The sequence below is a fragment of the Microbulbifer sp. ALW1 genome (assembly GCF_009903625.1).
Classification (GTDB): Bacteria; Pseudomonadota; Gammaproteobacteria; order Pseudomonadales; family Cellvibrionaceae; genus Microbulbifer.
On the sequence record NZ_CP047569.1, the window covers coordinates 701340 to 722112 of the forward strand.

Sequence of the window (20773 nt, forward strand, 5' to 3'; positions counted from 1 at the left end):
AGGCGACCTTCTTGGGCTTTACCAAAAAATTTACGACAGGATGGGCGGAATGAAACGAGACGGCGACAACATCAACTGGGGCATCATCGGCTGCGGCAATGTCACCGAATTAAAAAGTGGTCCGGCGTTCAACAAGGTTCCCGGCTCCTCGCTGCTGGCGGTGATGCGCCGGGACCGGGAAAAACTGCTCGATTACGCCCAGCGTCACCGGGTCCCCAAAACCTATGTCAGCGCCGACGAGTTGATTGGCGACCCGGAGATTGATGCCATCTACGTGGCCACGCCACCGGGCAGCCACCGGGAGTACGCCCTCAAGATAGCGAGTGCCAACAAACACTGCTGTCTGGAAAAGCCCATGGCGCTCAATTTTGCCGAGTGTGAGGAAATTGCCGCGGCCTTCGCCGGCAAGGACGCACAGCTGTTTGTCGCCTATTACCGTCGTTCCCTGCCCCGTTTCAACCAGGTAAAGGCGTGGATCGACGGTGGCAAAATCGGTGATATTCGCCACATTAACTGGAGTTATGCCCGCGCCCCTTCCGCGGCCGACCTGTCGCCGGAGTACGACTGGCGCACCGATCCCGCGGTGTCCGGCGGTGGCCACTTCGTGGATTTGGCCTGTCATGGCCTGGACCTGTTTATGCATCTGGCCGGTGATATCCGCGAGGCCAAGGGCATCGCGGTCAATCAACAGAATTTGTACGACGCCGAGGATGCGGTTTCCGCCTGCTGGGTGTTTGACAGTGGCGCTACCGGTGCGGGTTTCTGGAACTTCGGTGCCAGCGAATACCGCGATGAGGTGATGATTTACGGCAGCCGGGGGACCATCCGCTTTTCCGTATTTGCTGACGAGCCACTGCTGCTCGACGCCGGCGATGCAACCGAAACGGTGGAGATTGCCCACCCGGAAAACATCCAGTACTTCCATATTGAAAATATGGTCGAGCACCTGCGAGGTAATAGCCGCCACCCGGTTGCCGGTGCCGAGGGTGCCAAGGCGTCCCGGGTGATGGATCAGATACTGGCGGGCTTGCAATAAGCCCCGCCGCACGCGATTAGCCGGTACAATTCGCCGGCACTGCTACCCGTTACAAATTTCTAAAAAACCGATCTTTTCCGCCGAAAATATGCGGTTTTCGTTTCCAATAATCGAACTACACTGAACAGCGTTGTCACTTCATACACTTCCCTGCTGGAAGTAAATCATTGAGGACCTCGCTATGAACAACAGCGTACTGTGCGATTTCACCAAGGTTGTCGGGCGCATTCTGATCTCGGTCATCTTCATCATCGCTGGCTACGGCAAGATCGCAGGTTACGCCGGTACCCAGGAATATATGGCGGCGGCCGGTGTGCCCGGGTTTCTGTTGCCACTGGTGATCCTGCTGGAGCTGGGTGGTGGCCTGGCGATTCTGTTTGGCTTTTTCACCCGTTGGGTGGCGCTGGCGTTTGCCGCTTTCTGTGTGATCAGTGCCTGGATGTTCCACAACGTGCCCGGTGATCAGATGCAGCAGATCCTGTTTATGAAGAACCTGGCGATTGCCGGTGGTTTTCTGTTCCTCGCCTGCACCGGTGCCGGCAAGTTCAGCTTTGACCACGCCATGGCGAAAGTGAAAGAAAAGTAAGGGGACCGACCAATGGGATTGCTTGTCAAAGGCACATGGAAAGACCAGTGGTACGACACCGATAAAAGCGGCGGTGAATTTGAACGCGAGGCGGCGCAACTGCGCAACTGGGTCACCGCCGATGGCAGTGCCGGGCCCAGCGGCGAGGGTGGTTTTACCGCGGAGAAAGACCGCTATCACCTGTATGTCTCCCTCGCCTGCCCCTGGGCCCACCGCACCCTGATTTTCCGCAAGCTCAAGGGGCTGGAGGATTACATCGATGTATCGGTGGTCAGCCCCTACATGCTGGAGAACGGCTGGACCTTCAATAAAGAGGAAGGGAGTAGCGGCGACCGCCTGTTTGGCAGTGAATACTTACACCAGGTCTATACCCGCAACCGCGCGGATTACAGCGGCCGTGTGACGGTGCCGATACTGTGGGACAAGGAGCGCGAGTGCATCGTCAGCAATGAGTCGGCGGAAATCATCCGCATGTTCAACACGGCGTTTGATGAACTCACCGGCGATACCCAGGATTTCTACCCCGAGGATCTGCGCGGCGATATCGATGCCACCAATGATCTGGTTTACCAGAACGTCAATAACGGGGTTTATCGCGCGGGCTTTGCTACCAGTAAGGAGGCTTATGAGGCGGCCTACCACCGGTTGTTCGAGGTGCTGGAAAAGCTGGAGCGGCGGTTGCAGGAAAACCGCTATCTGACCGGCCCGCGTATTACCGAAGCGGACTGGCGGTTGTTCACCACCCTCATCCGTTTCGATGCGGTGTACCACGGCCACTTCAAGTGCAACAAACAGCGCCTGGCGGACTACAAAAACCTGTGGGCCTATGTGCGCGAGATGTACCAGTGGCCCGGCATCGCGGAGACGGTGGATTTTTACCATATCAAAACCCACTACTACGCCAGCCACAAAAACATCAATCCCACCGGGATAGTGCCGGTAGGGCCGGAACTGGACTACGCCGCGCCCCACGGGCGCGGCTAGTAGTGCATCGAGGGAATGAGCTAGGCGGGTAACTCGGTGCTGTAACCGAAAGTGGTGAAATCCTGCCGGTAAATGTCCGCCACCAGCGCGACCAGGGAATCGTCGCTGTAATACTCACGCAACTTCTTCGATGCCCCGGTGGGCGGCGGCCCGGCGCTGGTGATTTCGTCCTGGATATCCGGGCGGATGCGCTGCTTGATCTCCGCCAGGTCGCGGTCCAGGGATTCCACCTTGCCGATAAAATCGAACTCTTCCGCGGGAATCAGCATCAGGTCCGCCTGGGGTACCCAGTGGGCGTTGCTGTAGAGAAAGTCCCGCTCTGTCGCCAGCCGCTGCAGAAACTGCGCAAAGCTGATGTCACCACAGCGCTCGGGGAAGCGCACCACCTTATTGAGATACGCCGATAGCACCCGGCTGTACGGGTTGCGCACCACGGTGAATTTGAAAAGTTTGTCGAACTGCGTCATTTCCGCGCGGCTCAGGTGGCCGGGGCGGGTAGAGATCTTCTTTGCCTGCTCAGATGGCAGGTCGCGGTTCAGCTTGAGCCGCGTGAGGTTGGTGACAATGGTGGAATTGGCGGCCTTGGGAACCCGGTTGCAGAAAAACCCGAGTTCCAGGTCTACCATGCCGCGGTCGTTGGCACTGCGCATGGAGGCCGGCGAGCGGAAGGGGTAGCGGCGGTAAAAGGGTCGCAGTGGCAGCGTGGCCCGGTTGAAGAACAGTTTGTCCAGGGCTGGGTGCATGATCTTTCAGGTTCCGGAAAGCGGGTTACTGGCAAGTCACCATGCTATCACAGCCTCGTTGGTGGATAACTGTGCCCCGGTCAGCGTATTATCTTGCCGCTTTTTTGTCCGGTTTCATGCTGGCGCATCGGGCCGGGGTATCCGGTGTGGGTTGCCTGGGAACTTCATTGCTGTAAGAGAAAGATATGCGGATTTTTGTATTAACAACCGGGCGTTCCGGGTCAACCACGTTCGAAGAAGCCTGCACCCACATCGACGGCATGACGTCGGGTCATGAAATCCACGCCGGCATGATCGAGGGGCGTTTGCAGTATCCGGACAATCACATCGAGTCGGATAACCGCCTGGTGTGGTTTCTCGGCACCCTGGATCGCATCTACGACGACAAAGATACCTTCTACGTGCACCTGACCCGCGATCACGACAAGATTGCACGCAGCTATCGTGACCGCTGGCAGGGCGCCATCTGTATCGCCAGGCACTTCTACCACGGCACCCTGATGTGCCGCCGCAAGCCGAATATGGCGCAGGCCCTGCAAGCCTGCCGGTTGATGGTGGATACCGTGGCCGACAATGTGACCTTCTTTTTGAGCCGCCGTCAGAACTGGGTGGAAGTGCGCATGGAGTATCTGGAAGAAGATTTCTTCAAGTTCATGGATGCCGCCGGCCTTAAGGGAGACAGGGAAAAAATCCTGGGGGCGCTGCGCACGGTAAAAAGCGGCAACAAGTACGCGCGCAAGAAAAAAAGCCTTCTGTACAAGTTCCGGTCGCTGTATTCCTCGCGCTTCCTGCGGTGATCCGGGTGCGGCGGCGTCCCGGCAGCTGACGGGCGCCTGGCCCCGGCTATACTCGAACCATCGTTTTAACGCCGGAAGACCCCATGAAACTTTTCTATGCCCCCGGAGCCTGCTCGCTGTCGCCGCATATCGTCGCCTGCGAGGCCGGGCTCAACCTCGAACTGTGCAAGGTTGATCTCAAAGCCAAAACAACCGAATCCGGTGGGGACTACACCCAGGTAAACCCCAAGGGCTATGTGCCGGCGCTGCAGCTGGAAGGTGGCGAGGTGTTGACCGAGGGGCCGGCCATTGTCCAGTTTCTTGCGGAACAGCGCCCGGATAAAAAGCTGGCTCCGGAGTACGGCACCCTGCCTCACTACCGGATGCTGGAGTGGCTGAACTACATCTCCACGGAAGTGCACAAATCCTTTGTACCCCTGTTCTGGAACGGCTCTGATGACGAGAAGGCCAAGGCCAGTGAGGCTGTCAGCAAGCGCTTTCAGTTTGTCGAAGACAGTCTCAGCGGTGACTACCTGCTGGGGGATGATTTCAGTGTGGCCGACGCATACCTGTTCACGGTGTACAGCTGGTGCGCCAAGGTCAATGTGGATACCAGTGGCTGGCCGAAACTTGCCGCCTTTGCCGAGCGCATGGCCCAGCGCCCAGGCGTTCAGAAGGCAATGCAGGCAGAGGGCCTGATCTAGCCCCGCCCAGCGCGCGGTTTAATCTCGATCGGTTGCCGCGCCCGCGCTACCAGCAGCACCAGGCCGAGCGCGGCGGCCGAGCAGCACAACATGCCCACCGCAATCGGCACCAGGGTGCCGGTATGCACCGCACTCACCGCCCCCCCGAGTACCCCGCCAAAGATGAACAGCGACGCCCCGTAGAGCGCGTTGGCGGTACCGCTGATGGTGGGGAAAAATTCCAGGTAACAGGCGGCGGAATTGGGGGTAATGATGCCGATGGCGCCCATGGCCATGACCAGTGGGATCATCCATCCGAGCAGGGGCTGCTCACTGCCGAAATAGACGGTGCTTGCCAGCAGCAGCGCGCAGGCAAACAGTTGCAGGCAGATGCCCACCACCAGAATCTGCCGAGGTTCAAACACCTTCAGCAGGCGGATGTTGAGCTGCACCATCAGGACCAGTCCCAGCACACAACTGCCAAACAGCATGGGGAATGTCTGCGCGCTGACACCGAAGTGCTCCATGAACACAAACGGGGCGGTGGTGATGTAGATAAACATACAGCCGCTGATCAGCGCCTGGGCAAACAGGAACCCGAGGGCGCGCCGGGTGCGGAAAATCTGTGCATAACCCTGGAGCATGCTGCGGCGGGGCTGACGCTGGCGGCGCGCGCGGCGGAAGCGGGACACCGTTTCCGGCAGAATGCCGCGCACCAGCAGCATCATCAGCAACCCGTACACCAGCAGAAAAATGAAAATCGCGTGCCAGTCGCCAAAGGTCAGCAGGGTGGACCCGATCACCGGCGCCACCATGGGCGCAATCAGCATCATGGTGGCGATCATCGACATGATGCGCGCCGCCTCGCGACCGTGGTAGAGGTCGCGCACTATGGCACCACAGATCACCGTGGCAAAACCACCGCCCACCGCCTGGCAGAAGCGCAGTGCCACCAGCAACTCGACATTATTGGTAAACAGAATCAGGCAGGTACTGACAATAAAAATACTGAGGCCGATGGTGCCCACCAGAATCCGGCCCCAGCGGTCCGACAGAGGCCCGCCAAACAGCTGCCCCACCGCAAACCCCAGCAGATAACTGGACACCGAGTGCTGCACCTGCGCCACCTCCACACCCAGGGCCGCGGCCATGGCTGGGATGGCCGGCAGATAGGTATCGATGGCAAAAGGCGTCAGCGCTACCAGTGCGGCGAGACAGGGAGCGAGCCAGCGCGGCGGTTGGCCTTCGGCATTGAAGAAATTTGGCGGCATATTGAATGGGTAAAATAAGGGCCTGGGTACAGCGTTGGATTGGTGCGGGAAAATCCCGGTGGCGCCAGCCAAAGGATAGCTGGCACCGGGTGCGCGCATGGTAGCCGGCACCGCCGGCGGTTTCCATGACAGTGGGGGAATTTGCGGTCGCCGGTCTACTGAGTAGCGTCGAACAGCAGTTCATCACCCAGATACAGTGCCGGCCATCTGGAAGCGCGGGTTACTGTCTGTCCGGACTGCAGCCGCTGTCGCAGGGCGTCGAACTCCTCTTCTGTAGTCCGGTTGTTGTGACCAATTTGCTGCCAGCTGGTATCCACCAGGGCGAAGGCGGACACGGTGAGGAAGTTTTCCTTGTTCTGCCGGGAGCGGAGGGAAAACAGCAGAAACTCGCTTTCGCCATCTCCGTTGAGATCCTTTTCCAGCCAGATGCAGTTTACCGCGGCCTGGTCACAGTCCATCAGGTAGCGGCGGCTTTCAAACGCCGCCGGCAAGCTGCTGCCGCCAGGGAGTACTTCTATTCCCCGGATTTTCTGGTTGGCCTGCCGCTGCGCGACCGGGTTCTGGCGGAGGCTCCAATCGGACGGCGCCGATTTTAACAGTTCCACCAGGTATGCCGCCATCTGAGGGTCCTGCTGGACGGCCGGAAGAGTGGCGATTTGCTGCAGCGCCTCCAGCCCCGGCCGCCCGAGTTTCTGCCGCAGAAAAAAGAAATCGAACTCCGCCAACTCCACTTGTTCTTGCTGCAGGCGCGCCATCTGGCTGGTGGCACTGATGCGCCAGAAGTTCGCCAGCGGCGACTGGGTAACCAGACATGCCGCCAGTACCCACAGTGCCAGTCCAGTATTGATCCGCCGCAGCCAGGCACCCCAGTGCTCACCGCGGCGCAGGATGGCCAGGCTGTAACTGGTGGCCAGCAACATCAGGGTGAAAGCCACCACAAAACCCCACAGCCGCTCGGGGGTCCAGCCGTACTGCTGCACACGCAGCATCAGCCCGTAGAGCGCAAAGGCGGTGTAAAAGGGAGCGACGACGAGTGCCAGCAACAATACCCGGTTGACCCACTTGGGGTAGCGGGAGAAAGGAAACTCGTCCTGAATCACGCCGTTGCTGAAAAACAGCAGCAGCGCCACCAGCCACAACAACAGTGCGCTGCCGTGCCCGGTATTCCAGATTGGCTGCAGCCCGGTAAACGGCAAGGTGGCAAGGAACACGATGGTCAACAGCGCCAGCAGGGGCAGCAACGCCACCAGCATGGTGCGCAGCAGGCGCTTGAGAGTCAGTACGAAGCTCTGCTGGGAGCGGAACAGAACGGCGCCGCAACCGACCACCAGCCCGGTCACCGGGAAAATAAACCACTCTTTCGAGAACAGCTCGCGGAACAGCGCCACGCCCACCAGACTGAACAGCGCCTGCCACAGGAACAGGATCAGCCAGAAGATGGCGGTGAACACCAGGGTCAGGCCGACGGTCAGTGCTATATCCCAGGAATAGTGGAAGAGCGCCGGATACTCGGGCCGCCTGAGTCGCTGTACGCCGGTGGCGCAGGCGCGCAGCAGAAAGGCGACCACAAAGGAGGCAATGGCGGTGGTGACGATAAAGGTATGTGGCCAGTTGCAATGCACCATATCCGTCGGGGTGCACTGATAGCCGCGGTAGCTGGCCACCAGCCCGAGAAGCAGGGCGTAACCGGCAATAACCCACCAGTAGCTGTGGGCCAGACGCGGTGCGGTGGTGACAATGACTAGCGGGGGGATGGCGATCGAGAGGGTGTAGCAAAGGTAGCGCCATACCGGCAGCCAGTCCTCACTGCCGGACCAGGACTTCAGCCAGTAGAGCACCAGTCCCTGTACCAGCGCGGCGATCAGGATCAGGCGCTTCTCGGCAACACTGAGCGAATGCGCGTCTTCCGGGGCCTGGTTTTCCGTCTGGGTATTCGGGGTTTCGCCACTGCTTCCGTGCATATCGCGTCCTGTTCCGGGCTTTTCGCGGTGCGTTTAGTGTTTTTCTTCCCGCAGGTTGTATAGGCCCTTCTTCAGCTTCAACAGGTGCTCCTGCAACTGCGGCCCCTTGCGCTGGGCCACGCCGATGGCGAGTACGTCGATCACCACCAGGTGCGCGATACGGGACGACAGCGGCGTGTAGAGCTCGATGTCTTCCTCCACATCCACTTCCAGCGGGATACTGGATTGGCGGGTCATGGGGGAGCCGCTGGGGCCGAGGCCGATGACGGTCGCGCCCTGGGCTTTGGCCATTTCCATGGAGCGCAGCAGCGAGGAGGTACGACCGCTCTGGGAGATGGCGACCACCACATCGCCGGGGGCCATACTCATGGCGGACATGCTCTGCATATGGTGGTCTGAGTGAGCGGCGGTGGCCATCTGCAAGCGGAAGAACTTGTGCTGGGCGTCGGCGGCTACGGCACCGGAGGCGCCAAAACCGAAGAATTCCACCCGCTTGGCGGCGGCAATGGCGGTAACGGCGGCTTCCAGGGCGCGGGAGTCGATTTTGTCGCGCACATTCAGCAGGGTGTCGACGGTGGAGTCGAACACCTTGCGTTTGTATTCGGCGATGGAGTCGGTTTCGGTAACGGCGATCTGCCCGAAACTGGGGCTGGAGGCCAGCTGTTGCGCCAGGTTGAGCTTGAACTCCTGGAACCCGGAGCAACCCACTGCACGGCAGAAACGCACCACGGTCGGTTCACTCACCTGCGCCTCGGTGGCCAGATCCACTATCCGCATATGAATGATTTCGCCGGGGTTGGCGAGGATATATTCAGCGACCTTGCGCTCAGATTTACGCATGGCACTCAGCTGCTCGCTGATCCTTTGCGTGACTTCCGCTGGCTTCACGACACTACCTTAACTCTGGTTCAGGCTGTGCAGTTTAGCGGCATGGCGGGGTGCTGGCGAGCTTTGGCTCAGCTCGATTCTGGCATTGTGGCGGCCCTGCTGCCGGGTAGGCCTTTGTGAGACACGCCGTGAACCCATCCATGGGGGCTCGGCTGCGGCCGTCCTGGCCGCAGACGGTCTCACAAAGGCCTACCCGGCATCAGCGCCTTCGCATTGAATTTCAGTGGGTCAAAACCCTGTTTATATACCCAGTTACTCCAAAACCCCTGATACAATCCGCCCCATGGACGTATCTGAACTTTTAGACCCTCTCAACGATCCCCAGCGCGAGGCAGTAGCCGCGCCCCCGGGCAATCAATTGGTCCTCGCCGGTGCCGGCTCGGGCAAAACCCGAGTGCTGGTGCACCGTATCGCCTGGCTGATGCAGGTGGAGGGGGCATCGCCCTACTCCATCATGGCGGTGACCTTCACCAACAAAGCGGCGCGGGAGATGCGCGGGCGCATCGAGGAGCTGCTGGGGGTGAATACCTTCGGCATGTGGGTGGGCACCTTCCACGGCCTTGCCCACCGCCTGCTGCGTGCTCACTGGCAGGAGGCGAAGCTGCCGCAGAATTTCCAGATTCTCGACAGTGACGACCAGCTGCGCCTGATCAAGCGGGTGCAGAACGAGTTGGGGCTGGACGAGAAAAGCTGGTCGCCGCGGGAGTCCCAATGGTGGATCGGCGGCCAGAAAGACGAGGGCATTCGCCCGCAATACATCCAGCTCACCGGCGACCCCTGGCTGCAGACCATGGTGCGGATTTACAGCGCCTATGAAGAGGCCTGCCAGCGCGCGGGTGTGGTGGACTTCGGCGAACTGCTGCTGCGCGCCCACGAACTGCTGCGGGATAACGACAATATCCTCGCCCATTACCGCCGCCGCTTCCCGTTCATTCTGGTGGACGAGTTCCAGGATACCAACACGATTCAGTACGCCTGGCTGCGCCTGCTGGCTGGCGACCAGTGTGCCATCACGGCGGTGGGTGACGACGACCAGTCCATCTACGGCTGGCGCGGTGCCAAAATCGAGAATATCCAGCACTTCGAAGCGGATCTGAGGGACGTACAGACGGTGCGCCTGGAGCAGAACTACCGCTCCACCAGCACCATCCTGAATGCCGCCAACGCGGTGATCGCGCAGAACGCCGGTCGCCTGGGCAAGGAACTGTGGACCGAAGGGGAAAAAGGCGAGCCTATTTCCCTCTACTCCGCCTACAACGAGCAGGATGAAGCGCGGTTTATTGTCGAACGTATCCGCGACTGGGTGCGCGATGGCAATCGCCGCGACAGCGTGGCCATCCTGTACCGCTCCAACGCCCAGTCGCGGGTGCTGGAAGAAGGATTGCTGCGGGAACAGATTCCCTACCGTATTTACGGCGGCCAGCGCTTCTACGAGCGGCTGGAGATCAAGAACGCGCTGTCATATATGCGCCTGATCACCAACCGCCACGATGACACCTCCTTCGAGCGGGTGGTGAATACCCCCACCCGCGGCATCGGCGCGCGCACCGTGGAGCTGGTGCGGGAATTTGCCCGCGAGCACGGCAGTTCCATGTGGGATGCGGCGGCCAAGATGCTGCAGCAGAAAGTCCTCGCCGCGCGCGCCGGCAATGCGCTGGCGAACTTCCTCAGCCTGATCGACGCGCTGGACGAAGAGAGCACCGACAAAACCCTCGATCACATTGCCGAGCTGGGCATCGAGCAGACCGGCCTGATCGATTTCCACAGCAAGGAAAAAGGCGAGAAGGGCCAGACCCGGGTAGAAAACCTCAAGGAACTGGTCAGCGCCTGTCGCGCGTTTGACGGCGTGCCCACGGCGGACGCCGATGGCGAAGCGGTGGACGAGGAAGAGATTCCGTTACTGAACCAGTTCCTCGACAGCGCCGCGCTGGATGCCGGCGAGGGCCAGGCGGACGAGTTTGAAGACGCGGTACAGCTGATGACCCTCCATTCGGCCAAAGGTTTAGAGTTCCCGCTGGTGTTTATGGCCGGGGTGGAGGAAAACCTCTTCCCGCACAAAATGTCGGCCCAGGAACCCGGGCGCATGGAGGAAGAGCGCCGCCTCTGCTACGTGGGTATCACCCGCGCGATGCAGAAGTTGTACATGACCTACGCCGAGTGCCGGCGTCTGTTCGGCAGCGAAACCTATAACAAGCCATCGCGGTTTGTGAGTGAAATTCCGGTGGAGTATATCCACGAGGTGCGACTCAAAACGGAAATTTCCAAGCCGCTGTTCCAGCCCAAGTCATTCGGCAACTATGGCGGCGGCATCAACCCATACTCCGATGCGGCGCCGGAGTTCGACGACGACCTGCCACCCCTGGCGCTTGGTGGGCGTGTCGACCATGCCAAATTCGGTGAGGGCACGGTGGTGCAGTTTGAAGGCAGTGGCCCGCGCGCGCGGGTGCAGGTCAACTTCGACGACGCCGGCAGCAAATGGCTGGTAGTATCCATGGCCAAATTACAGCCTCTCTGATTTGTGTGCCCTCCCGGTAGCTATTTAATGGCTCCCTGGAGGGCGCAGCCCAGACAAAACCAACAATAAAAATTCAAACGGACATGAAAAAAATAAACTGGTATCCCCCCGTTATCCTCGGACTGCTCTCCCTGCTGGTACTCACCTTCGGCTCGCTGGTGATCTCCCGTTCCGACCAGGAACAGAAAATCACCACTCTCGAAAACACCGGCCAACAAACTTTCGAATGGAAGCTGGTCACTACCTGGCCGAAAAATTTCCCCGGCCTCGGCAGTGCCCCGGAGCGCTTCGCGAAAAAAATCAACGAAATGTCCAACGGCCGCCTGAAGATCAAGGTCTACGGTGCCGGTGAACTGGTGCCCGCCATGGGTGTATTTGGCGCGGTGTCCGATGGCGCGGCCCAGGTTGGCCACGGCGCCGCCTATTACTGGAAAGGCAAGATACCCGCGGCCCAGTTTTTTACCGCGGTGCCTTTCGGGCTGAATGCCCAGGAAATGAATGGCTGGCTGCACTACGGTGGTGGCCTGGAACTCTGGGAAGAGCTTTACGCACCCTTTGATCTGATCCCCATGGCCGGCGGTTCCACCGGTGTGCAGATGGCGGGCTGGTTCAATAAGGAAATCAATTCCGTCGAAGACCTGAAAGGCCTGAAGATGCGTATCCCCGGTCTCGGTGGTGAAGTACTGAACCGCGCCGGCGGCACCGCGGTCACAATCCCCGGTGGTGAGCTTTACACCGCGCTGCAGACCGGCGTGATCGATGCCACCGAATGGGTCGGCCCCTACAATGACCTCGCCTTCGGTTTTCACCAGATCGCCAGGTATTACTACTATCCCGGCTGGCACGAACCGGGTTCCATCCTCGAAATCATCGTCAACAAAACCGCGTTCGAGAAACTGCCGAAGGACCTGCAGGCCATAGTCCGCACCGCCGCCCGCGACGCCAACCAGGACATGCTCGACGAATACACCGCGCGCAACAATCGCGCGCTGAAAGAGCTTTTGGAAGAGCACGGCATAGAGCTGCGCAAGCTACCGGACGATGTAATTGCCCACCTGAAACAGATCAACCAGGGCATCATGGAAGAAACGGCGGCAAAAGATCCACAATTTGCTAGGGTCTATAAAGCGTTTCAGGAATTCGAATCCCAGGTGATTCCCTACCATCGCATCAGCGAAGAAGCCTATTACCGAACGCGAGAAATTGACGCGCAATAAAAAACGGGGCCTATTGGCCCCGTTTCTATTTTTATCCACAGCTTCGAAGGTTTTCACCGCGTTGGGATTTTAACGTTCGGTCTGTTCTTGCTCGACAGGCAGCGGAATAAATTTAACCAGCCAAAGCTTGTAAACCAGTGCCCCACCGATCAATAGAAAGAAAAAATAACGCCCGGCCAGCTCGGTGGTTACCAGGCTTGCCTCCAACATCGCCGGCACCACGCCAAACAGAGCTATGGTGACCAGTACCGTGCCCATGCGGATGGCTACCTTGGCCCACGTTTTTCTCGCTCTGCGGGCAATCGCCAGGCCAGCGAAAAAAACAATAGTGAAGATCAATGCAATGGTTAGTGCGGGTACCATCATTCGGGAAATCCTTATCCGGTTTTATAGGTAAGGTCGGATATTATCCCAGGGGTGCAACTCGAAAAAATAAACAGATCGAGTTTTTTAAAAAGTAGGTATCTGGATGGAACGGACGTTTCAGCGGCTGCACCGGAAGAAATGGAGTGGTGCCGGTACCGGAATCTTTCCCAGTCTGACTTGTGGGGAGCGTTGTTGCGGAGATGGTTTTGTCGGTGTGATGTCGGTGGACCCGGGGGCCCAGGATAAATCCCGGGCCGCTGGTGATATCAGGGCAGCGGGCGGGTGCGGCCGCGATCGTCGATGGCCACGAAGACGAATTCGCCTTCGGTCACCTTGACCTGTTCACCGGTATCGACGCGGGTCAGCCACACTTCCACCATGGTCTGAATGGATGAGCGACCGACTTCCACCGCTTCGGCGTAGCAGCTGACGGTGGAGCCGACAGGCACCGGGCGCAGGAATACCATGCTGCCAACGGCAACAGTGGTAACGCGGCCGCGGGCGATGCTCTGGGCAAGAATGGCACCGGCCAGGTCCATCTGCGACATCAGCCAACCGGCAAAAACGTCACCCTGGGGATTGGTGTCCCGTGGCATGGACTGGGTCTGCAGGGTCAGGGTACCCGTGGGTTGCGGTTCTTCATCAATGGCGGACATCGCAAATGCTCACAATTCTTAGATTTATTGATCCGGGGTGGCGTATTGGGTCGCCGTTACCGGGTGGCGCATTCTAACACAAACTGGGTACTAATTAGCCAGAGCCCACTAACTGAAATTTTGCGCTGAACAGAATAATCGGTTGATTTATCAACCTTGCCGCGGGGCATGGGCTTGCCGCTCTGCACTGTGGCACCTAGAATTCCGCCCATGCGTGGAATTGTCCTGACTTTGATCCTGTGGTGTTTCGCTGCCCAGAGCCTGGCTCTGGCGATTGCGCCTGCCTGCGATCCGGGGGCTGATTCCCATGCCGATCACGCCATGATGATGGCGGATACCGCTGTACATGCCGCGAGTGACATGTCCGCCTCTGATCACCACAGCATGCCCTGCTGTGACGAGGCCGGCGACAAATCGGCGGCAGAACTCTGCCAGCTGACCTGTGCCGTTGGCGGTTGTGGTGCGGCCGTTCCCCCGGCACAGGACTGGCAGGCCGCGACATTGTCTGCCTCCGCCCTGCTTCAGTCGATTACCCCCTCCCCACTCGCTGCTTCGCAGCGCAACCTGTTGCGCCCCCCAATAAGCGCCTGATGCCTCCCCTTCAGCGTCTCATTTGGCGCTGAAGTCTACGGTCGAGCCGTCGACCAGGTATCAGATACACAGGATTACTCCATGGGATATGTATTGCGCGCCCTGGGCCCTCTGGTCCCGGTGCTGCTGATTTGTGCGGTTGCCCTGCCCGCGCGGGCACAGCTGAATCTGGAGGGCGCCATCCAGCTGGCGCAGGAACAGGATCCGCAAACCGCGGCGGCGATTGCCGCCGCCGACGCTGCGGCGGAAACCGCAGTGGCGGACGCCCAGTGGGCGGACCCAATGCTCAAGCTGGGTATCGCCAACCTGCCCACCGACACCTTCGCTTTTGACGACCAGCCGATGACCCAGAAAGTCATCGGCATCAGCCAGAAACTGCCGCGCGGGGATTCCGCGACACTCGCCGGCGAGCGCGGTGCCCACACTGCGGAGGCGGGCTATGCCGGTGCTGCGGATATGGAACTGGCACTGGCGCGGGATGTGGCGCAGGCCTACCTCAGCGTGGCCGAGCAGCTGCGGGTGCGTGAACTGCTGGCGGAGAACCGTCGCTGGATGCAGGAGCTGGTGGGCTACAACCGCGCGCGCCTCGCCAGTGCGCAGATCCAGTCCCAGCAGCTGCTGCAGTCGCAGCTGGCGCTGGCACGACTGGACGATCGTATTGCCGCGGTGGATGGCGAGATCAATCGCGCCCGCGGCACCCTCAGCCGCTGGATCGGCGGTGCCGCCTGGGGCGCGCTGGATGTAACCCCGCCGGCCTGGCGGGATACCCGCGATTGGCTGGCGGGGCAGTCCCTGCCGGTCCCGATGGCGCTGGTGGAGCAGCATCCCGCCGTGGCTGCCAGCAATGCCCGCGTGGCTGCAGAGCGGGCCAATGTGGCGCTGGCCCAGGAGGCGTATACGCCGCAGTTCGGTGTCGATTTCAGCTACGGCCAGCGCGACCGGACGCCCATGAGTGATGGCTCGGACTTTGCCAGCGTGATGGTGTCGTTCGACCTGCCCCTGTTCCGCCAGGATCGCCAGGATCGCCGCCTTGCCGCCAGCCGTGCGCGTGAAAGCGCCGGCATCCTGCAGCGCCAGAACCTACTGCAGCAGCTGCACGCCGAGCTGAACGGCGCCGTGGCCATGGCCCAGACCCTCGACCGCCGCCGCGCGGAGTACCGCGACTACCTGTTGCCCCAAGCGGACGCCACCGCCGATGCGGTACTGCGGGGCTACGCCAGCAATACCGCGGATCTGGAAGCGGCCATTGCCGCGCGCATGGACGACATCGAGACCCAGATCAGCGCCGCGCGCCTCACTTATGGCTACTTCCGCGCCGTGGCGCGTATCCGTTATTTCCGCGCCGTCGAGCTCGACGCCAACTCCAAATAATCAGCGATCTGCAACGTTATGAACAAAATATTGATAGTCGTGCTCGCCATCATCGCCCTGGTGGTGGGCATTCTTGTGGGGCGCGGCCTGTCCGGCGGTGACGACACCGCGCAGGGCGCCAGCGGCGAAAAGAAAATCCTCTACTGGGTCGCGCCCATGGACCCCAACTACCGTCGCGACGGCCCCGGCAAATCGCCCATGGGCATGGACCTGGTGCCCGTCTACGAGGGCGAGGAAGGTGAGGCCAAGCCGGGCACCGTATCCATCTCCTCCCAGGTGGAAAACAACCTGGGTGTGCGCACCGCGGTAGCGGAGAAAGGCCCGGTGACCATCGAGGTCGACACCGTGGGCCTGGTGCAGCTGGATGAAGACAAGCTGCACCACGTGCACACCCGCCTGAGCGGTTGGGTGCACAAGAGCTGGGTCAAGGCCGTGGGGGATCGTGTGCGCAAGGGGCTGCCGCTGGTGGCGATCTACTCGCCAGAGCTGGTCAAGGCACAGAGTGAACTGGTGGCGGCCCTGCAAAGCGGCAACCGCACCCTGATCGAGGCCACCCGCGAGCGTCTGGAAAGCCTCGGGGTGCCCGCGGAGCAGCTGCGTGCGCTGGATAAATCCCGGCAGGTGAGCCAGACCATCACTCTCTACTCGCCCACCGATGGCTATGTGAATGAATTCGCCGCCCGCGACGGCATGTATATCACCCCCGCCACCACCCTGATGAGCATCGGCCCACTGGAAACCGTGTGGGTGGAAGGCGAGCTGTTCCCGAAACAGGGCGCCCAGGTACAGGTGGGGGATACCGCCACCCTGCAGGGAGAGTTCGCTCCGGGCCGCAGCTGGACCGGCAAACTGGTGCACATACTCCCGGATCTCGACCCCAAGACCCGCACCCTGCGCGTGCGGGTGCTGGTGGACAACGCCGACAAAGCCTTGCGTCCGGGCATGTTTGTGCGCCTGCAGCTGGGTGGCCAGAAGGTGGACACCTTGACCGTGCCGCGCAGCGCCCTGATCCGCACCGGTGACATGGACCGGCTGGTGATCGCCGAGGGCGGCGGCCGTTATCGCTCGGTGCGCGTGCGGGTGGGCCGCGAACTGGGCAAGCGAGTGGAAATCCTCGCCGGACTCGAACCCGGTACCGAGGTCGTTACCTCGGCCCAGTTCCTGCTGGATTCCGAGTCCAGCATTAGCGCCGATCTGCAGCGCATCGAGGGCGAAGGTGACGCGAACAGCAGTAAAAAGTCAGCAAAAGCCGATACCGCCTGGGCCGAGGCCACGGTGCTCAGCATGCCCGACGACAACCACTACGCGCGCCTAGAGCACGGCCCGGTGCCGGAGTGGGACTGGCCCGGTATGGTGATGGGATTCCATGTGGCGGAAGCCGCGCAGCAGGCATTACGCGATGCGCTGGAAAGCGGCGCGCCGCTGCGGGTGCAGATGCGCCAGCGCGACGACGGTAAATACGAGGTGATCGCCGCTCGCGCCTTGGCCGATGATTCCCTGATGCCGGGGCACGAAGGTCACGAGCAAATGGATCACTCGCAGATGGATCACGGCGAGATGAACCACGGAGAAATGGACCACTCGCAGATGGAGCATGGCGAGATGAACCACGGTGACATGGATCACTCCGGACCGCAGGAGCCGCAGAAATGATCGCGCGTATCATTCAGTGGTCCCTGCACAACCGCGCCCTGGTACTGATCGGTGCGGTGGTGCTGACTCTTGCCGGTCTCTACAGCCTGCGCAACACGCCGGTGGACGCGCTGCCAGATCTCTCCGATGTGCAGGTGATCGTCAAAACCAGCTACCCCGGCCAGGCGCCGCAGGTGGTGGAAGACCAGGTCACCTACCCTCTCACCACCGCAATGCTGAGTGTGCCTGGGGCGCACACGGTGCGCGGCTATTCGTTTTTCGGTGACTCCTACGTTTACGTTATTTTCGACGACGATGTCGACCTCTACTGGGCAAGATCCCGCGTACTCGAGTACTTGAGCCAGGTGGCCCCGCGCCTGCCCGCAGCGGCGCGCTCGGAGCTGGGGCCGGACGCCACCGGCGTGGGCTGGATTTACAGCTACACCCTGGTGGATCGCAGCGGCCAGCACGACCTGGCGCAACTGCGCTCACTGCAGGACTGGTTCCTGAAATACGAGCTGCAGACCCTGCCCGGCGTATCCGAAGTGGCCACCGTGGGCGGCATGGTGCGGCAGTACCAGGTGCAGGTGGATCCCCTGCGCCTGCGCGCCTACGACCTCACCCTTGCCCAGGTGCAGGCGGCGATCGAGCGCGGCAATCGCGAGTCCGGGGCCTCGGTGGTGGAAATGGCGGAAGCCGAGTACATGGTGCGCGCCAGCGGCTATATCCAGAGCGTGGAAGACCTGCGCCAGCTGCCGCTTCTGGTGAACAAAAGTGGTACCCCGCTGCTGTTGCGGGATGTGGCGGATGTACACCTGGGCCCGCAGATGCGCCGTGGCCTGTCAGAGCTCGACGGCAAGGGCGAGGCCGTCGGCGGCGTGATCGTGATGCGCTTCGGCGAGAATGCGCGCGCCGTCATCGATGGCGTGCGCAACCGGCTGCAAGATTTGCAGCGCAGCCTGCCGGAGGGAGTGGAGATCGTCCCCACCTACGATCGCAGCGAGCTGATCGATAGCGCTGTGGAGAACCTGTGGCACAAGCTGCTGGAGGAATTCATCGTGGTGGCGCTGGTGTGTGCGCTGTTCCTGTTCCACCTGCGCTCGTCGCTGGTGATCGCGATCAGTCTGCCGCTGGGCATTATCGGTGCCTTTATCGTGATGCACCTGCAGGGGATCAACGCCAACATCATGAGCCTCGGCGGTATTGCCATCGCCATCGGCGCCATGGTGGACGGCGCCATCGTGATGATCGAAAACCTGCACAAGCATATGGAGCGCACCCCGCTCAATGATGAGAACCGGTGGAAAGTCGTCGGTGAGGCCGCCAGCGAGGTGGGCCCGCCCCTGTTCTTCAGCCTGTTGATTATCACCCTCAGCTTCCTGCCGGTGTTTGCGCTGGAAGGCCAGGAGGGGCGGCTGTTCGCACCGCTCGCCTACACCAAGACCTACGCCATGGCCGTCGCCGCCGGCCTCGCCATTACCCTGGTGCCGGTGCTGATGGGTTACCTGGTGCGCGGCGAAGTGAAGCCGGAGCAGGCCAACCCCATCAACCGCGCGTTTACCGCTGCCTACCGCCCGGCCCTGGAACTGGCGATCCGCCATCCGCTGCTGGTGGTCATTACCGCACTGGTGTTGCTCGCCAGCGCCCTGTATCCCCTGTCGCGTACCGGCAGCGAGTTTATGCCACCGCTGGACGAGGGCGACCTGATGTATATGCCCAGCACTCATCCCGGCATCTCCATCGGCAAGGCCCGCGAACTGCTGCAGCAGACCGCCAAGATGATCATGCAGGTGCCGGAGGTTGCGCAGGTGTGGGGCAAGATGGGCCGCGCGGAAACCGCCACCGACCCGGCGCCGCTGACCATGGTGGAGACCATCATCCGCTTCAAGCCCCGCGACCAGTGGCGCGAGGGCATGACCCCGGAGAAGCTGCGCGCAGAACTGGACGCGGCGGTGCAGCTGCCCGGGGTCACCAACGCCTGGGTGATGCCGATCAAGACTCGCATCGACATGCTCGCCACCGGTATCAAGACCCCGGTGGGGATCAAGGTTGCCGGTGCCGACCTGCACCAGATCGAGCAGATCGGCACCCGGCTGGAATCCCTGCTGAAAGATGTGCCGGGCACCGCGTCGGTGTTCGCCGAGCGCGTGGAGGGCGGCCGCTATATCGATATCGATATCGACCGCAGCGCGGCGGCGCGCTACGGCCTGAATATTCAGGACGTGCAGACGGTGATCGACACCGCGGTGGGTGGCAAAAAGGTGGGCGAAACCACCGAGGGCCTGGAGCGCTACCCGATCAATGTGCGTTATCCACAGGCCTGGCGGGACTCCCCGGAAAGTCTGCGCGGCCTGCCGCTGGTGGCCCCCAATGGCACCCACCTGAGTCTGGGTGACGTGGCCACCATCGAAGTGCAGAGCGGCCCGCCGATGATCAAGACCGAGAATGCGCGCCCCAACGGCTGGATATACATCGATATCGCTGACCGCGACCTGGGTTCCTGGGTAGCGGAGGCACAGCAACTGGTTGCGGACCAACTGGAACTGCCGCCGGGCTATTCCCTGGCGTGGTCCGGGCAATACGAATACATGGAGCGCGCCCGCGAGCGCCTCGGCCTGCTGTTGCCGGTGACCCTCGGTATCATCGTGTTGTTGCTGTATTTCAGTTTCCGCCACTGGGGCGAGGTGCTGGTGATCATGGGCACCCTGCCGATGGCGTTGATTGGCGGCCTGTGGCTGCTGTACTGGCTCGACTTCAACCTGTCGGTGGCGGTGGGCGTTGGCTTTATCGCGTTGGCCGGGGTGGCGGTGGAAATCGGCGTGATCATGCTGGTGTATCTCAACCAGGCCTGGAAACAGACGCAGGCCGATTGTGAAGCTGCCGACCGCAAACCAACCCGGGACGACCTGCGCGATGCGATTCGCCGTGGTGCCGGTCAGCGCATGCGCCCGGTGTTGATGACTACCGCCACGGTGTTTATCGGCCTGGTGCCGGTGATGATTGGCTCGGGGGTTGGTTCCGAGGTGATGCAGCGCATTGCGGCACCGATGGTTGGGGGCATGGTCAGTGCCATGTTGTTGACTTTGATGGTGTTGCCAGCGGTGTACCGCTTGTGGAAGGGGCGAGGACTGCACTCCGACCCCGGGATTACTTCTTAAGCTGGTTTGGTGGCGGCCAAGCACCGGGGATTCGTTTTTGAAACCGGCATGAATACGTCCCTGTAGCCTGCGTCGGAAACATCCCTGTTTCCGACGCTTTCAAAAACGAATCCCCGGCACTTGGCCTTCGCACGTAATTACTGTACTTCGTAAGAAGTATCGAAAGCCGCTACGTAGTGGAATTGTTTGAGTTGAAGGTGGCGTGCCGGGTGCAGGTTTTCAGGAGCGTCGGCGACAGGGACGTCGCCGACGCAGCGTACAGGGATGTATTCACAGCGGTCCTGAAAACCTGCAGCCGGTGCGCCGCCGCCACCGGGCCAGCTTACAGGGCCAAAACCA

The 20773-nt window shown here is 61.1% G+C and carries 17 protein-coding genes; 11 read left to right on the forward strand and 6 right to left on the reverse strand.

Going from position 1 to position 20773, the window contains the following annotated elements; translation table 11 throughout:
- The first annotated feature begins 49 nt into the window (after positions 1-49).
- The 3 genes from GRX76_RS02800 (at position 50) to GRX76_RS02810 (ending at position 2606) form a co-directional block, all read left to right on the forward strand.
- A complete protein-coding gene (locus GRX76_RS02800; protein ID WP_160151914.1) occupies positions 50-1036 on the forward strand; it encodes a Gfo/Idh/MocA family protein in 987 nt (328 codons plus the stop codon).
- 181 nt (positions 1037-1217) lie between these two features.
- A complete protein-coding gene (locus GRX76_RS02805) occupies positions 1218-1622 on the forward strand; it encodes a DoxX family protein (protein ID WP_160151915.1) in 405 nt (134 codons plus the stop codon).
- A 12-nt stretch (positions 1623-1634) separates the two neighbouring features.
- Positions 1635-2606: a glutathione S-transferase family protein gene (locus tag GRX76_RS02810; protein ID WP_160151916.1), complete on the forward strand. Its 972-nt coding sequence runs from the start codon at positions 1635-1637 to the stop codon at positions 2604-2606.
- 20 nt (positions 2607-2626) lie between these two features.
- Here GRX76_RS02810 and GRX76_RS02815 read toward each other — a convergent pair whose 3' ends face one another.
- On the reverse strand, positions 2627-3349 hold the full coding sequence (locus GRX76_RS02815) for a sulfotransferase family protein (protein WP_160151917.1): 723 nt from the start codon (positions 3347-3349) through the stop codon (positions 2627-2629).
- A 185-nt stretch (positions 3350-3534) separates the two neighbouring features.
- Here GRX76_RS02815 and GRX76_RS02820 point away from each other — a divergent pair, with 185 nt between their 5' ends.
- Positions 3535-4146, forward strand: a complete 612-nt coding sequence (locus tag GRX76_RS02820; RefSeq protein ID WP_160151918.1) for a hypothetical protein — start codon at positions 3535-3537, stop codon at positions 4144-4146.
- Between the two features lie 83 nt (positions 4147-4229).
- Positions 4230-4829: a glutathione transferase GstA gene (gstA, locus tag GRX76_RS02825; protein WP_160151919.1), complete on the forward strand. Its 600-nt coding sequence runs from the start codon at positions 4230-4232 to the stop codon at positions 4827-4829.
- Here gstA and GRX76_RS02830 read toward each other — a convergent pair.
- The 3 genes from GRX76_RS02830 to hexR all read right to left on the reverse strand — a co-directional run bounded on the left by GRX76_RS02830 (position 4826) and on the right by hexR (position 8928).
- Positions 4826-6079, reverse strand: coding sequence for a multidrug effflux MFS transporter (locus tag GRX76_RS02830; protein WP_160151920.1), 1254 nt, complete (start codon positions 6077-6079; stop codon positions 4826-4828). The genes gstA and GRX76_RS02830 overlap by 4 nt on opposite strands.
- Before the next feature lie 155 nt (positions 6080-6234).
- Positions 6235-8040, reverse strand: a complete 1806-nt coding sequence (locus tag GRX76_RS02835) for a DUF4153 domain-containing protein (RefSeq protein WP_160151921.1) — start codon at positions 8038-8040, stop codon at positions 6235-6237.
- Between the two features lie 33 nt (positions 8041-8073).
- Positions 8074-8928, reverse strand: a complete 855-nt coding sequence (gene hexR / locus GRX76_RS02840) for a transcriptional regulator HexR (protein ID WP_160151922.1) — start codon at positions 8926-8928, stop codon at positions 8074-8076.
- A 283-nt stretch (positions 8929-9211) separates the two neighbouring features.
- Here hexR and uvrD point away from each other — a divergent pair, with 283 nt between their 5' ends.
- Both uvrD and GRX76_RS02850 read left to right on the forward strand, forming a co-directional pair.
- Positions 9212-11443, forward strand: a complete 2232-nt coding sequence (uvrD, locus tag GRX76_RS02845) for a DNA helicase II (protein ID WP_160151923.1) — start codon at positions 9212-9214, stop codon at positions 11441-11443.
- Positions 11444-11526: 83 nt separating this feature from the next.
- Entirely contained in the window at positions 11527-12660 is a 1134-nt protein-coding gene (locus tag GRX76_RS02850; protein WP_160151924.1) for a TRAP transporter substrate-binding protein, read from the forward strand.
- A 69-nt stretch (positions 12661-12729) separates the two neighbouring features.
- Here GRX76_RS02850 and GRX76_RS02855 read toward each other — a convergent pair whose 3' ends face one another.
- Both GRX76_RS02855 and GRX76_RS02860 read right to left on the reverse strand, forming a co-directional pair.
- Positions 12730-13026: a hypothetical protein gene (locus GRX76_RS02855; protein WP_160151925.1), complete on the reverse strand. Its 297-nt coding sequence runs from the start codon at positions 13024-13026 to the stop codon at positions 12730-12732.
- Between the two features lie 266 nt (positions 13027-13292).
- A complete protein-coding gene (locus tag GRX76_RS02860) occupies positions 13293-13682 on the reverse strand; it encodes an acyl-CoA thioesterase (protein ID WP_160151926.1) in 390 nt (129 codons plus the stop codon).
- 210 nt (positions 13683-13892) lie between these two features.
- Between GRX76_RS02860 and GRX76_RS02865 the strand changes: the two genes are divergently transcribed.
- The 4 genes from GRX76_RS02865 to GRX76_RS02880 all read left to right on the forward strand — a co-directional run bounded on the left by GRX76_RS02865 (position 13893) and on the right by GRX76_RS02880 (position 20434).
- A complete protein-coding gene (locus GRX76_RS02865; RefSeq protein ID WP_160151927.1) occupies positions 13893-14273 on the forward strand; it encodes a hypothetical protein in 381 nt (126 codons plus the stop codon).
- Between the two features lie 81 nt (positions 14274-14354).
- Complete coding sequence (locus GRX76_RS02870; RefSeq protein ID WP_160151928.1) at positions 14355-15644, forward strand: TolC family protein; 1290 nt, start codon at positions 14355-14357, stop codon at positions 15642-15644.
- An 18-nt stretch (positions 15645-15662) separates the two neighbouring features.
- Positions 15663-17297, forward strand: coding sequence for an efflux RND transporter periplasmic adaptor subunit (locus tag GRX76_RS02875; RefSeq protein ID WP_160151929.1), 1635 nt, complete (start codon positions 15663-15665; stop codon positions 17295-17297).
- Positions 17294-20434, forward strand: coding sequence for an efflux RND transporter permease subunit (locus GRX76_RS02880; RefSeq protein WP_160151930.1), 3141 nt, complete (start codon positions 17294-17296; stop codon positions 20432-20434). Before GRX76_RS02875 ends, GRX76_RS02880 begins: the two co-directional genes overlap by 4 nt.
- The last annotated feature ends 339 nt before the right edge of the window (positions 20435-20773 follow it).